Origin of the sequence: Nostoc sp. DedQUE08, assembly GCF_034530895.1 — a bacterium.
Taxonomy (GTDB): Bacteria; Cyanobacteriota; Cyanobacteriia; order Cyanobacteriales; family Nostocaceae; genus Nostoc.
Window position 1 is genome coordinate 34,414 of the sequence record NZ_JAVRCD010000061.1, and the last position, 13,866, is coordinate 48,279.

14 protein-coding genes are annotated in these 13,866 nt (G+C 41.3%); 6 read left to right on the forward strand and 8 right to left on the reverse strand.

Annotated elements, in window-relative coordinates:
• Positions 1-265: 265 nt before the first annotated feature.
• The 3 genes from RMY64_RS29685 to RMY64_RS29695 all read right to left on the reverse strand — a co-directional run bounded on the left by RMY64_RS29685 (position 266) and on the right by RMY64_RS29695 (position 3,201).
• Positions 266-403 (reverse strand): hypothetical protein, encoded by a 138-nt coding sequence (locus RMY64_RS29685; protein ID WP_322690204.1) that lies wholly within the window; start codon positions 401-403, stop codon positions 266-268.
• 190 nt (positions 404-593) lie between these two features.
• Positions 594-1,883, reverse strand: coding sequence for a glycosyltransferase family 4 protein (locus RMY64_RS29690; protein WP_322674964.1), 1,290 nt, complete (start codon positions 1,881-1,883; stop codon positions 594-596).
• Between the two features lie 739 nt (positions 1,884-2,622).
• Positions 2,623-3,201 carry a PEP-CTERM sorting domain-containing protein gene (locus tag RMY64_RS29695; RefSeq protein ID WP_322701882.1) on the reverse strand — a complete coding sequence of 193 codons (579 nt, stop codon included), beginning with the start codon at positions 3,199-3,201 and terminating at the stop codon, positions 2,623-2,625.
• Positions 3,202-3,719: 518 nt separating this feature from the next.
• On the opposite strand from RMY64_RS29695, the gene glyS reads away from it, so the two are divergent.
• Together glyS and murD are read left to right on the forward strand one after the other, a co-directional pair.
• Complete coding sequence (glyS, locus tag RMY64_RS29700; RefSeq protein WP_322701883.1) at positions 3,720-5,873, forward strand: glycine--tRNA ligase subunit beta; 2,154 nt, start codon at positions 3,720-3,722, stop codon at positions 5,871-5,873.
• A gap of 82 nt (positions 5,874-5,955) precedes the next feature.
• Positions 5,956-7,491, forward strand: a complete 1,536-nt coding sequence (gene murD, locus RMY64_RS29705) for a UDP-N-acetylmuramoyl-L-alanine--D-glutamate ligase (protein WP_322701884.1) — start codon at positions 5,956-5,958, stop codon at positions 7,489-7,491.
• A 139-nt stretch (positions 7,492-7,630) separates the two neighbouring features.
• On the opposite strand, the gene RMY64_RS29710 is transcribed toward murD, so the two are convergent.
• From RMY64_RS29710 to RMY64_RS29725, 4 genes are all read right to left on the reverse strand, one after another.
• Positions 7,631-7,855, reverse strand: a complete 225-nt coding sequence (locus RMY64_RS29710; RefSeq protein ID WP_289796608.1) for a type II toxin-antitoxin system HicB family antitoxin — start codon at positions 7,853-7,855, stop codon at positions 7,631-7,633.
• Positions 7,856-7,866: 11 nt separating this feature from the next.
• On the reverse strand, positions 7,867-8,076 hold the full coding sequence (locus RMY64_RS29715; RefSeq protein ID WP_409882439.1) for a type II toxin-antitoxin system HicA family toxin: 210 nt from the start codon (positions 8,074-8,076) through the stop codon (positions 7,867-7,869).
• Positions 8,077-8,183: 107 nt separating this feature from the next.
• Positions 8,184-8,792 (reverse strand): hypothetical protein, encoded by a 609-nt coding sequence (locus tag RMY64_RS29720; protein WP_322674968.1) that lies wholly within the window; start codon positions 8,790-8,792, stop codon positions 8,184-8,186.
• Between the two features lie 170 nt (positions 8,793-8,962).
• The gene (locus RMY64_RS29725; RefSeq protein WP_322684607.1) at positions 8,963-9,550 is read right to left on the reverse strand and encodes a thylakoid membrane photosystem I accumulation factor; all 588 of its coding nucleotides are present in this window, start codon (positions 9,548-9,550) and stop codon (positions 8,963-8,965) included.
• Positions 9,551-9,837: 287 nt separating this feature from the next.
• Here RMY64_RS29725 and RMY64_RS29730 point away from each other — a divergent pair, with 287 nt between their 5' ends.
• From RMY64_RS29730 to RMY64_RS29740, 3 genes are all read left to right on the forward strand, one after another.
• A complete protein-coding gene (locus tag RMY64_RS29730) occupies positions 9,838-11,175 on the forward strand; it encodes a Mur ligase family protein (protein WP_322701885.1) in 1,338 nt (445 codons plus the stop codon).
• A gap of 208 nt (positions 11,176-11,383) precedes the next feature.
• The gene (locus RMY64_RS29735) at positions 11,384-12,202 is read left to right on the forward strand and encodes a type 1 glutamine amidotransferase (protein ID WP_322701886.1); all 819 of its coding nucleotides are present in this window, start codon (positions 11,384-11,386) and stop codon (positions 12,200-12,202) included.
• 81 nt (positions 12,203-12,283) lie between these two features.
• Positions 12,284-12,907, forward strand: a complete 624-nt coding sequence (locus RMY64_RS29740) for a Uma2 family endonuclease (protein ID WP_322701887.1) — start codon at positions 12,284-12,286, stop codon at positions 12,905-12,907.
• Here RMY64_RS29740 and RMY64_RS29745 read toward each other — a convergent pair.
• Positions 12,866-13,105, reverse strand: coding sequence for a hypothetical protein (locus RMY64_RS29745; protein ID WP_322701888.1), 240 nt, complete (start codon positions 13,103-13,105; stop codon positions 12,866-12,868). The two genes, RMY64_RS29740 and RMY64_RS29745, sit on opposite strands and share 42 nt — an antisense overlap.
• Positions 13,106-13,429: 324 nt before the next feature.
• Here RMY64_RS29745 and RMY64_RS29750 point away from each other — a divergent pair.
• A partial coding sequence (locus RMY64_RS29750; protein ID WP_322701889.1) for a leucine-rich repeat domain-containing protein occupies positions 13,430-13,866 on the forward strand: 437 nt, incomplete at its 3' end.

Here is a 13,866-nt window from a genome sequence, read left to right on the forward strand (position 1 = left end):
GTAGTTATGTAAATGACGAAATAAAGTTACCTCATTGACCGCAGCAACACGAGTAATTTCTCGCGTTGTCGCTGTGATTAAACCTGTCGTTGCAAATACCTTAGTTGCTGATTAGATCAAGGGTGCATAAGTTTGTGCCGTACTTGATGGTAATGTTTTCTATGAGTGTTTGCAAGCGCTTGCTTGCATTATAACCACATAGCAAACGAGATTAGTATTATTTATAGATGAGTTTATCCCTCTTGAGTAGTACTGAATACTGATCTTAGGGAAGAAAAAAGTCTGGGGCGATGCCTTCTCTAGAAGACACTTCTTTACGAGAGGCTTTGCCAACGCCTAGCTTGCTTCCCCCTATGGTACGGCGGGCTACGCCTACGCTGATTAATTCAGCTTTATTAATCATCAAGTTATCCTCACCGAGAACGACGTGCAATCAATTAGTGTTCTCTAGATTCCTATTTTTGAGCAGTCTCAACTTCCTACAGTTAGTTCACCTGACCGGTTGATCTTTAAATCACCCATTCGGGTGATTTAATTTATTCCAATCGGGGTTTTATTTGTGTAGCTAACGAGTGAGAAATCCTCAATCCCCTTCAACCATCCACAACTGATTTCTTAGAATCGAATTTTGGTAAAATCCCCACAGTTGATTTTCGGTTGGTAACAATATGAGAAAAAAGCCACTCATACCGATCGAGCGCTTGCTCTAAGGAATAGTTTTCTTCGGCAAATTGTCTTCCTGTGTTACCTAGCTTCGTCATTAGAGCCGGATTAGCATATAAATTACGCACCGCAGCAGCCATTGCTTGGGGCGATTCTGGTTCAACAACTATCCCACCACCACTGAGTTCGATGGCTTTAGCAGCAGTACCAGTGGCGGGAACTGAACCCACAATTGGGCGACCACTCGCCAACAAAAGTGGTATTTTTGAAGGCATATTGAACGAAATCACATTGTGCTTTTGCACAATTAGCCCAACATCAGAAGCCGCTAGCATTTCAGGTAGTTTTTCTCGCGGCTGTAATGGTAGTAGCAAAACATTATCTGCTCCCTTTGATAAACAATATTCCTGCAATCTTTGCAATGCTCTTGATTCGCCAACAATGACAAAGACAATATCCTTGATATGACGTAAACAAACGGCTGCTTCGATTACTGTCTCTAAACCTTGCGTTAGAGCAATGTTGCCTGAATAAAGTACTACAAATTTCCCATCTAATTGGTGGTTAGATATCCAAGAGTTGCTCTGTTTCGGTAACGGGCGAATGAAATTTACATTTACCCAATTGGGAATACAAACGATTTTATTAACAGGTACTCCCTTATTTACTAAATTCTCACGAAACCCATCAGCGATCACACTAATAGTGTGTGCAGTCCGATATGCAAATTTCTCTAAAGCTGCAAGAGTTCGGATCATCCACTTGTTTTTTAATAGCCCGATACGCACAGCAGCTTCTGGTAAAATATCTTGCACATTTAGAACTACTGGGCAGTTGTATAACCAGCCCAATGTTGTTGCTGGCAATGTACCTAGTAGCGGCGGAACTGTTAAGATAATCACATCTGGTCGCCCACCTTTAAAGGCTTGGGGTAAGCTCGTGAAAACAAAGCTCAACTCCAGTAACAGGCGATCTACGAGGTTAGGTTTAGACTTAATTCGCACGTAACTTCGCGCAATTGTAACGCCATTTTTTTGTTCCGTAAGATACCATTTATTTTGATACCCATCGTAAATTTCGCGCTGAGGATAGTTGGGCATTCCCGTAATCACTCGCACTTTATGACCTCGCTTTACTAACCCTTCTGCCAATTCAGTCATTAACGGAGCAATTCCAATTGGCTCTGGATGATAGTTGTAGGAATAAATCAGAATATGCATGAACTATTTGTGAATTTTGTGAATACAGCATGAGACGAGCAAATTACTTATTAATAGCCAGTAGGGGCTGCTATTTTTATTGCTTACAACGTTTTCTTTTGCATAAAGCTATAGGTTTAGAGGCAGGAAGCAGAGGTAGAAACTGTTTATATCTGGTTTTTCTCTCTGTTTTTTCTTACCTCATTTATTTACAAATGCTGTATTTTGACTGGTTAAATTGTTTAATTAAAAAAAAGGTGTTAAACATTGCTTATAAATTTTCTTTATAGTTTTCAAAAGATAATTTTTGTCAGGCATAAAACACTTAAAAATCAAAATATGACTTTGTATAAACAGGTGATATTATTGATAAATATAGACTTTATTTTCTGATGATTATGACAAGAGTTGGTCTCTTTATTTACGAATCAATGCCTAAATTTACACTGGAGGAATTGTAACATTATATCCACTGTTATGCATATAACCCTCATTCCGCCTTTTCAACTGGCACATGAAGTATTTTTAACCAAGTCACCAGTATTGTATTAATTGAGGAGAATCCCACTTTTTGAGTAGTTCAAAGGCGCTGACTAAAACAGTGTTGAGTGCTGAGTAATAAATGCTGAGGTAAAAGTAAAATTAATTTCACTCATATTTTTAATGAGGTTATATGATAACCCTACTAGTTAACTGAACTAGTAGGGCTAGAATAGAGATTCAGTAAATTTGGCAAGCTCTGACTAGAAAGCCCTAATTTCTAGTAAAAGGCTTGCTTTTTCTTTAGAGTTGAAGCTATACCCAAACCAGCAAATGCTAGCAAACCCAACAAAGAAGCAGGCTCTGGAACTTTGGATACTTGAATAAAGCCAGAATTTTGATCTAGTGTTGTTGACGTTCCTTGTTGATCGACATCCTGACGTAATTGCAAAGAGTCGCCAACCGTTCCTTGAAAGAAATATTCTCCAATTACACCCGTTCCTCCGGCGACATCAAAGGGGCCAAATAATGTCTGAGTGGAAGTATTAAAATTGAAAGCGAAGAAATTAGATTCTGATACTCCACCACTAACGGTATTATAGGTTCCCAGAAGATTTTTAGATGGGTCTAAGAAGGAGACATTCAAGGATTGTAAAAAGTTGGTGGCTCCACTACCAAGTTCTGAAATGATTGTTGGTGCTGTAGTTTCGTCGTAGCTAAATGAACCTGTTGCTGAGTAACCAGCATTACCTTGCCAATTAAAGTTTAATTCAATAGCTTGGGCTGGGTTGTTAGCACTAGTAGCGATCGCAACACTGGTTGCTGCGATCGCAGTAATTTGGGCGAGAATATTTTTCATGGTCATAACTCCAAAATTGATTCTCATGATGCATATATCAATGCATCAATCAAGACTAAGCTTACGATAGAAATATATATCCGTAAATACCGCATAAAATACGGTATGTAATGTAATGAATCTATGAAGAGAAGCACTTGTTTTATAAAGTTTTGCATAAAATGTCAAGTCTATAGTGATGTCTGACAACAAACTCCTCTGCGTCTACGCTTCTTTCTATGCAATCCACCGTAGCTTAACTTCCATTCCTTATTTATCGAAATTAAAGGGTTTGAAATCCCTGCGTTTTTACGTAGCCCAGTTAGTCTGGGGGATCTTCTAACATTAGGGGTTAAAATCCTCGTCTATTTGCATAGCGTACCGCAGACAAAATATCTTTAATGTTGGTTGAATTTAGAATTTTTAACTATGAGGTTTTCCCTTTATTCTCTTCGATGACCGATTCAGCTAAAAATCACGAGCGATCGCCTGAGAATAACTGATAAAGTTGAGCTACGCAAAGTTGAAAACAGTGTTATATGCCTGGGTTTCTATTAGAAGTTGGTACAGAAGAACTACCTGCAAGTTTTCTCAGTGATGCTTTAGTGCAATGGCAGGAACGCATTCCCCAAAGCCTGGAAACAAACAGTCTCAAGGGCGAAAGTGTCCAGATATACGGTACTCCCCGGCGGCTGGCGGTATTGATTAAAGGTCTACCATCGCAGCAACCAGATCGAGAAGAAGAAATTAAAGGGCCCCCCGCCCAAGCCGCCTTTAAAGATGGTCAGCCAACAGCAGCAGCAGCAGGCTTTGCCAAAAAGCAAGGTGTGGAACTAGATGCGCTGTCTGTTCGCCCCACTGACAAAGGGGAATTTGTCTTTGTACAAAAAAGAATTCCCGGTCGTCCTGTGGCGGAAATTTTGACAGAACTTGTTCCCCAGTGGATTTGGGGTTTAGAAGGTAAGCGGTTGATGCGTTGGGGGAATGGGGATGCCAGGTTTTCTCGACCAATTCGTTGGCTGGTAGCTTTGTTAGATGAGACGGTGCTGCCTTTAGAATTAGTAAATGGTTCTAAAACTATTCAGAGCGATCGCATTTCCCAAGGTCATCGGGTTTTGCATCCTGAACCTGTGACAATTGCCCAAGCGACTGATTATGTTACCGCCCTCAAGTCTGCTTATGTCACCGTTGACCCAGAAGAACGGGTAAATCTGATTAAAGAGCAAGTAAATGCAGTTGCAGAGAATTTAGGCGGGTATACAGTAATTTACCCCGATTTGTTAGCGGAAGTAACCAACCTTGTAGAATATCCTTCCGCAGTTGTTGGTAAATTTGAACCAGAATTTTTGGAATTACCAACTGAGGTAATTACGGAAGTCATGGTTACTCATCAACGTTATTTTCCTGTATTCAAACCAGGGAGTTTTGAGCAAGAATTATTGCCCAACTTCATCACCATTTCTAACGCCGATCCCAAAAAATCAGATATTGTTGCCGTCGGAAATGAAAGGGTAATTCGTGCCAGATTAGCTGATGGGAGATTTTTCTACGAAGCTGATTTAACTAAACCATTAGAAAGCTTTTTACCGCAATTGGAAAAAGTCACCTTCCAAGAAGAATTGGGTTCGGTGCGTGCCAAGGTAGATAGAATAGTTAAAATCGCCGAGCAAATTAGCAGCCAATTAGAATTAGCGGAAAGTCAAAGCCAAAGAATCCAACGTGCTGCTTTATTATGTAAAGCAGATTTAGTCACTCAAATGGTGTATGAATTCCCCGAATTGCAAGGCATTATGGGAGAAAAATATGCCTTAGCCAGTGATGAAGATGCCGAAGTAGCAAAGGCAATTTATCAACATTATTTGCCAAAGGGAGCCGGTGATGTTTTACCGGAAACACTCACGGGTAAAATTGTTGGTTTGGCAGATAGATTAGATACTTTAGTGAGTATCTTTGGTTTAGGTTTAATTCCTTCCGGTTCATCCGATCCCTTCGCCTTACGCCGTGCGGCTAATGCTGTAATGAAAATTGCTTGGTTTGATAATTTACCGATAAATTTAGATAATTTATTGGCACAAATAGCCACGGACTTTGCAGCAAAATATCATAAAGACCAGGCATTATTAACCACAGCATTACAAGAGTTTTTCTTGCAACGCATCCGTACTTTACTACAAGAAGAAAAACAGATTGATTACGACTTAGTAAATGCAGTTTTGGGAGAAAATGACCCAGAATACACAGAACGGACGTTAAAAGATTTATTGGATGTCCGCGATCGCGCCTTGTACTTACAACAAATCCGCAACGACAGTACCTTAGATAACATCTACGAAACCGTTAACCGTTCCACACGATTAGCCGCTCAAGGTGATTTGGATACAAAACAGCTAGAACCGACAACCGTAGTTCGTCAAGAATTATTCCAAAAGCCCTCTGAAGACGCTTTGTATAATGCACTAATCGAATCAGTACCACAAACTCAAGCAGCACAGCAGACACGAAATTATCAACTATTAGTAGCAGCACTCACAAAAATTGCTCCGGCAGTTAGTAACTTCTTTGATGGGCCAGATAGCGTTTTAGTTATGGACTCCGATCCAGAAATCAAGCGTAATCGGTTACATCTGCTCGGATTAGTTCGCAATCATGCCCGTGTTTTAGCTGACTTCGGTGCGATCGTCAAAAATCTGTAGCGTAGGTCAACAAAAACTTGTGTAATTTTTGCCAAGAAAGGCTACTATAGGGAGTGCTTAACCAGGGACTCTGCTGCAATCTATGTCCAAAGCTCATGTTATTGGATTGGGAAAGTCCGGTGTTGCTGCGGCGAGATTGTTGAAACGGGAAGGTTGGGAGGTAGAGCTGAGCGATCGCAACACCTCCGAAACCCTCCTAGAACAACAACAAGAACTCGCTGCCGAGCAAATAACCGTTAAACTAGGACAATCCCTAGAATTGAATGGTGCTAATTTACCGCAATTAATAGTCGTTAGTCCTGGCGTGCCTTGGGATATTCCCGTATTAGTTGAGGCACGCCAATTAGGTATTGAAACCATTGGGGAAATGGAACTCGCATGGCGAAATTTACAATCGCTACCTTGGGTAGGAATTACTGGCACTAATGGCAAAACTACTACCACAGCTTTAATTTCTGCCATTTTCCAAGCAGCAGAATTAAATGCACCCGCCTGCGGTAATATTGGCTACGCCGCTTGTGAAGTTGCCCTATCTCAGGGAGCAGGGAGCAGGGAGCAGGGAGCAGGGGAAGCAGCGGAGGCATTTGATAATTCCTCACTCTTCACTCCTAACTCCTCACTCCTAACTCCTCACTCTTCACTCGATTGGGTGATTGCGGAAGTTAGCAGCTATCAAATAGAATCTTCGAGTTCTCTTGCTCCCCGGATCGGTGTTTGGACGACTTTTACACCGGATCATCTTAGTCGCCATAAGACTTTAGAGAACTATTACAACATCAAAGCCAAGCTATTGCGTCAGTCCGAGTTGCAAGTGTTCAATGGCGATGATGCGTACTTGAGCCAGTTAGGTTTAAGTGCTTGGCCTGATGCCTATTGGACAAGTGTCAGAGGAAAAGATTTTCTGATTAGCGAAAAAGGCTTTTACATCGAAGACGGCTGGGTTGTGGAAAAATTGACTGCAACCTCGGCACCAGAACCGATTGTGAAAGTATCTAGTTTGCGAATGGTGGGAGAACATAACCAGCAAAATCTGTTGATGGCAGTAGCAACAGCAAGATTAGCGGGAATTAATCGTGATGCGATCGCGCGTGCAGTTCGGGAATTTCCTGGTGTTGCCCATCGTCTGGAGCATATCTGCACATGGGAAGGTATTGATTTCATTAACGATAGCAAAGCTACTAATTACGATGCGGCTGAAGTAGGTTTAGCATCTGTTAACAGTCCAGCGATTTTAATTGCTGGTGGAGAAGCTAAAGCAGGTGATGATACTGCTTGGTTAGCACAAATTCAAACCAAAGCTGCTGCTGTGTTATTGATTGGTTCGGCTGCACCCGCATTTGCCAAACGTCTCCGAGAGGTGGGGTATCATAACTACCATATTGTGGAAACTATGGAAAGGGCAATTCCCAAGTCGGCAGAATTAGCCAAGCAGTATCAAGCGCCTGTGGTGTTGCTATCTCCGGCTTGTGCGAGTTTCGACCAGTACCCGAATTTTGAGGTGCGGGGCGATCGCTTCCGTCATCTATGCCTTGCTTGGGCAGGTGGTTGGAAACCCGCTAGAGTAGAACTTCCAGAACTTGAAAACTCTAGTCAAGAGTCCATAGTTCAAGGTCGATAAGCATTGTTTGTTTACAAGTTCGTAGTAAGGACTTTAGTCCTTGTTTTCTAAGCACTAAAGTCCTTACTACAAACTCTCAAAACTAATTTGACAAAATATTAGAAAGATTATTTGGTACTAATTTAGTAGTTTTCTATAATTAGATTTTGCTATAGTTTGCAACTTCAACCTCATGAGCGATGCTTGTAGGTTTAGGAATAGGTAAACCATCTTCTAGCATCCCTTCAATATGAAATTCAATAGCTTCTGCAATCATCTGCTTGACTTCTTCTAAAGTTTCACCCACAGCGACACAACCTGGTAAATCAGGGACATAAGCAGAGTAATTACCTTCAGCCTTTTCAATCACCACTACATACTGCATTGCGGTTCTCCTTATAACTGTGCTTGCCTCCAAATACTACTGAGAGTACCAGGGGCTAAGTCGTCAGACAATTTACCTGGAACTGTAACCACACCGGGTTTATCAGGATGTTTGAACTGTCGATGACTACCTTTAGTTCTATCAAGATACCAACCATCAGCTTCCAGTCGCTTGATTACATTACGTACTTTCTTGTTACTACTTATCTGTACAGGTAAAATTTCTGTTACAGATAGAGTGCCTTATTGAGAAAGCAAAGTAAACACAATTATGTCGCAATTCTGTCCGTCATTTTGTCATGGGTTTTAGTATTCCTACTCAACATCAATCAACCAATAGGGCGATTTCCGGGATTGACTGCATGAATATATTCACTACCCGATCGCGGTCTTCCTCGTTTATAATAAGCTTCTTCTGGTTTACCCCATCCTAGCTGCAAAATCATTTCCAAAAAGCTAGAATTTTCCCACTTACATAAACTTGCCCACTCTGTTCTCTGAACAATTCTCTCTACATCAGAGGTGACAATTTGTTGGTATTGTTTACTATTATTGAAACTCAAATATAAATCCATCCCCATAGAGACTTCATACCAAAATTCTACGATGGAATTTTTAGCGGCTTTTAATATCTCTAAGTCACCATTGAGGGCAATTAACTCACTATCTATTTCGGGATAATGCAAGTTTTTTCCTTTAACTGTCATTTCCCGCCAAATAATACCAGAAACTCGATTTTCTCTCTGATAGTCGTGAATTGCAGTTTTGAAATCTTGATAGGCAGTAAACTGTTGCAACCCATCAGTTCTGATAAACTGGTCAATTACAGGATTGCCAGAGACTTTTATTTCTAACTTTAAGCGTTTTCCTTTCAGGCAAGCTTGGCGTTCGGCTGCCAAAATTTGAATTAGTTCCTGAGTGGTGTAAACCTTTGACATCAGAATACACTCTATTTAGTCATTGGTCATTGGTCATTAGTCATTAATCAGTTGTTACGGACTTATAGACTATAGATTAACTTTCTAATCATTATCCTTTGACATCGGCGGCAATGTAGTAACAGATATAACTAAAAATTAGGGTAGACCAAATTGGTCTACCCCATAGGTTACTTAGCTAACTCACTACTAAACTCGTTAAAAGCTCGCCGCTTTAGCTGTGCTGTTTCAGTGCGTGGTAATAAATCAAAGATTTTACGAAATTCATCGTCTATATCTTCAAAAGGTACTTGACCCTTTTTATTCAAAACTACTTCACCTGACTTATTTAACACCACTACTTGAGGAACGCTTCCAGCATAGTAATATCCTGGTTCAGTTGGGTCGTAGGTCTCTTTCTGCGGGATAGTATCTACATTAATCGGCATAATCTCTGCTACCCGACCGTAGAATTCCTGTACCCGTGAAATGGAAATGGCATATCTTTTGGAATCGCTACTATCATCCAGATAAAAAGCCAAAAATACGGGTTTATGTTCCGCTAAAGTCTGTGCTAGTGTCTGTCTGGGAGGAACCAATGAACCATTGCCAGCATAAACGACAAAGATGTTGCCATCATATAAATCATTATTCAGACCAGCAGATGCAGGTTGCATACTTATAATGAAAAGACTTACAAGCAACAACAGGCATTTGGACAACCACCTTTGCCAGCCAGTAATTTGTTTATGTAAAAAAAGAAACTTTGTGCTATTCATCAAAAGGAACCTTGCAAGCTACTACTTGTTGTGAGTTTGTGCTGAATTTGACCAACTGGGCTGGATATGTAATTACGCCCACGCACTATTTTTTAAGATAACGCCTACTGAGATTATCTCTCGCAAGTGGCTGGTATCGCTACGCAGAAGTCAAAACAGAGGTAAAGTAGCGCAACAATCCAAAATCTAAAATTGCGAATACTGGCTTTTTTAGCCAGGATTCGCTAAACTCACAAGATTAAATTTGCACTTTTAATTAACAACCGCCAGAAGACTAGGGTACAGATGTGGGAAACAAAATACAATTCATAGATAGACTGCGATTGGGTTTCGCGGTGTCAGTGGCAAAGAGTGTGACCTTTATAGTGCGATCGCTCCGTCTGGGTGCTGCTAGTGTATTACCAGGCTCGATTGCTCGTCGCATTGAACCCAGACTTTTACAATTATTGAGTCAGCAAGTTAAAAACGGAGTGATTTTAATTGCTGGTACTAACGGCAAAACCACTACAGCGCTGCTTTTATGCACAATCCTAGAACGCAAGGGTTTTCGTGTCACTCATAATTCTACAGGTGCAAATCTAGAAAATGGCCTGATGACAGCGCTGTTGGAAAGCACCAACTTACTAGGTACGCTAAATACTGATTACGCCATTTTAGAAGTTGACGAAAATATTGTACCGAAAGTATTAGCGCCACTCCAGCCGCGAATCATTCTCTGTTTAAACTTGTTCCGCGACCAACTCGATAGGTACGGCGAAGTAGATACAATTAGTAAGCGTTGGACAAAAGTTATTTCTACCCTACCAGTAGAAACGGTGGTAATTCCTAATGCTGATGACCCAACTTTATCTAACCTTGGTCAGCAGTTACCTCAACGGGTGTTATTCTTTGGCTTGAATGAACCAGAACATTATCTAGAAGCTATTCCTCACGCTGTTGATTCTATTTATTGTCCAAAATGTGGACATTCCCTAGATTACAAGGGTGTTTATTTGTCTCATTTGGGAGATTTTACTTGTCCTAAGTGTGGTTTTAGTAAAAGTAAACCGACTCTCGAAAGTAGTGAATGGTCGCAAATTCTAGTTGGTTTATACAATAAATATAATACTTTGGCGGCTGCAACTGCGGCTATTGAATTAGGAATTGATGAAGCAACAATCAGAGATACTATTAACAACTTCCAAGCTGCTTTTGGTCGGGCTGAAGATTTAGTAATTAACGGTAAACGAGTGCGAATATTGTTATCAAAAAATCCTGTGGGAACGAATGAAACCATTCGCGTAGTTACTCAAAGCACAGATAAAACCACACTGCTGGTATTGAACGATCGCACGCCCGATGGCACTGATGTATCCTGGATTTGGGACGTGGATACCGAGAAACTAGTCGAACGCGGCGGGACTTTAGTAGTGAGTGGCGATCGCGTCTACGATATGGCACTACGTCTACGTTACAGCCAAAAGTCCCCTGAGAGTAACTTAAATTTAATAGTGGAAGAAGATTTGCGACAAGCGATCGCTACTGCATTAGAGCATACACCAGAGAATGAAACTCTGCATATTCTACCCACCTACTCAGCCATGCTAGAAGTGCGAGAAGTACTTACTGGTCGTAAAATTCTTTAAATTGGGGACTGGGAAATTGGGGACTGGGGACTGGGTATTGGGAAAAGGCATACATACAGAGGTGCAAAGGAGTAGAGGAGATATTCTTTATTACTCTCTGCTTCCTCATCTCCCCCAGTCCCCATTACCCCTTATCCCCAGAGGGGGCCCCACCATCCCCAGTCCCTAGTCCCCAGTCCCCAGTCCCTATTCCCCATTCCCTAAATTTATGAGTTCTCAAAATTTGGAATTAACAATTGGTTGGCTTTATCCGACGCTGATGAGTACTTATGGCGATCGCGGTAATGTAATTACTATAGAACGTCGCGCCGAGTGGCGGGGATACGATGTTAAAGTGTTACCCCTGGATCAAAATTCCACAGCCGCAGATATTAAAACTGTCGATGTAATCGTGGGTGGTGGCGCACAAGATCGTCAGCAAGAAATTGTCATGCGTGATTTGCAAGGTACGAAAGCTGATGCAATGCGCGACAAAATCGAAAATGGCACACCAGGAGTATTTACTTGTGGTTCACCTCAATTACTGGGACATTATTATGAACCAGGCTTGGGACAACGAATTGATGGTTTGGGAATACTCGATTTAGTTTCCGTGCATCCTGGTGAAAATACTAAACGCTGTATTGGGAACTTGGTAATTGAAGTGACAGCCTCACGTCTAGCGCGAGATTTAAAAGAGATGACAGGTAGCACACCGTATTTGGTAGGCTTTGAAAATCACGGCGGACGCACCAAACTGGGGAAAGTAGAAGCATTGGGGCGCGTGGTGTACGGTTTGGGAAATAATGGTGAAGATGGGACAGAAGGAGCATTTTATCAGAATGCGATCGCTACTTATTCTCACGGCCCTTTGTTACCGAAAAATCCTTTTGTTGCAGATTGGTTAATTCAAACAGCGCTGCGGCTAAAGTATCAACAGGAAATTACCTTAAAATCTTTTGACGATAGCCTCGCTACACAAGCACGAGAAGCGATGTTTAAACGATTGAAAGTGAGTTTACCAAGTGCTGCGGCGGCGAAAGTTTAACCTCAGTTCGCTGATTAAGCCTCTCTCCGTGTCGGGGAGAGGTTTGGAGAGGGGTCAAATTTGACATAAAGAGGGCAAAGTATGACTCAAGCCTTAGCCAAACAAGTAACATTTGATGAATTTATCGCCTGGTATCCCGAATCTTCAGACAGGCATTATGAACTACATGATGGGGTAATTGTTGAAATGCCTAAGCCAACAGGGAAACACTCAGAGATAGCCGGGTTTATCAATGGTTCTTTGTTTATTGAAATCACCCGTTTGTCTATTCCTTGGTTTATCCCTAAAGAATGCCTTATCAAGTCAGTTAACACTGATTCAGGTTATGAACCAGATGTAATCGTTCTTGATAGACAAGCTGTTATGGATGAGCCTCGTTGTCAAAAAGAATCTATCATTACGCGGGGTAGTTCCGTCAAGTTGGTTGTAGAAGTTGTTTCAACCAACTGGAGTGATGATTATGCTTTGAAGTTAGAAGATTACGAATCTTTGGGTATTCCTGAATATTGGATTGTAGATTATCTAGGTTTAGGTGGTAGGCGGTTTATTGGCAATCCTAAACAACCAACTATCTCGATTTACCAACTAATTGAAGGTGAGTATCAGGTTAGACAATTTAGGGGAAATGACCATATTCAGTCGCCAGCGTTCCCAGAGTTGAATTTAACTGCTGAACAGATTTTTCGGGCTGGAGAAGTCGCGTAAACAAGGGCTAAAAAAGTAAAAGAGTATCAAAGACTCGTCCGCGAGTATCAAAGACTCATCGGCGAGTATCAAAGACTCATCGGCGAGTATCAAAGACTCATCGGTGAGTATCAAAGACTCGTCCGCGAGTATCAAAGACTCATCGGCGAGTATCAAAGACTCATCGGCGAGTATTAAAGACTCATTAACGGAGTTCATAGCCCCATTAATGAGTATTAAAGACTCGTTTACAAGCTAATCTGAGCCATTGGTAATCATAAATTATTTTTAGATTCCGTAAAAATTATTAGCGCTCATGTAGTGTTACACAAGATAGTAAATTGCTTTGATATCTTGTAGCATTCTCAATTAGTAGCCGCGATCGCCTGAAACTCGAAGTTCTAAGAACCAATAGCCAAAGCCACTCAAATCGACTAAAACCTGTGGTGGTTGTTGGGATTAGTGCAAAATATAAGTAGTTGCAAAATTGTGCAGCGAATCAGGGGCATTATATATAACTTTCGTTGACAGCTGAACCTCAGTATGGCAAACACGCCTCAAAGTTACCTTGAAAAAATCCGAGAAGCGAAAAAGAAAAAGCTTAAAGAATTAGATTTAAGCAATGATTGGCTTATTAATGACGAGGAAAAATTAACAGAAATTCCTGCTGAGGTGTTTGAACTGGAATGGTTGGAGGTTTTGAATTTAAGCGGCAACCAATTAACGAGACTACCAGAAGCGATCGCCCGCCTACAACAACTCACCACCCTGAATTTAAGTTACAACCAATTAACGAGATTGCCAGAAGCAATCGCCCGCCTGCAACAACTCACCACCCTGTATTTAAGCGTCAACAAATTAACGACACTGCCAGAAGCGATCGCCCGCCTGCAACAACTCACTTCCCTGAATTTAAGCCACAACAAATTAACGACACTGCCAGAAGCGATCGCCCGCCTGCAACAACTCACTTCCCTGAA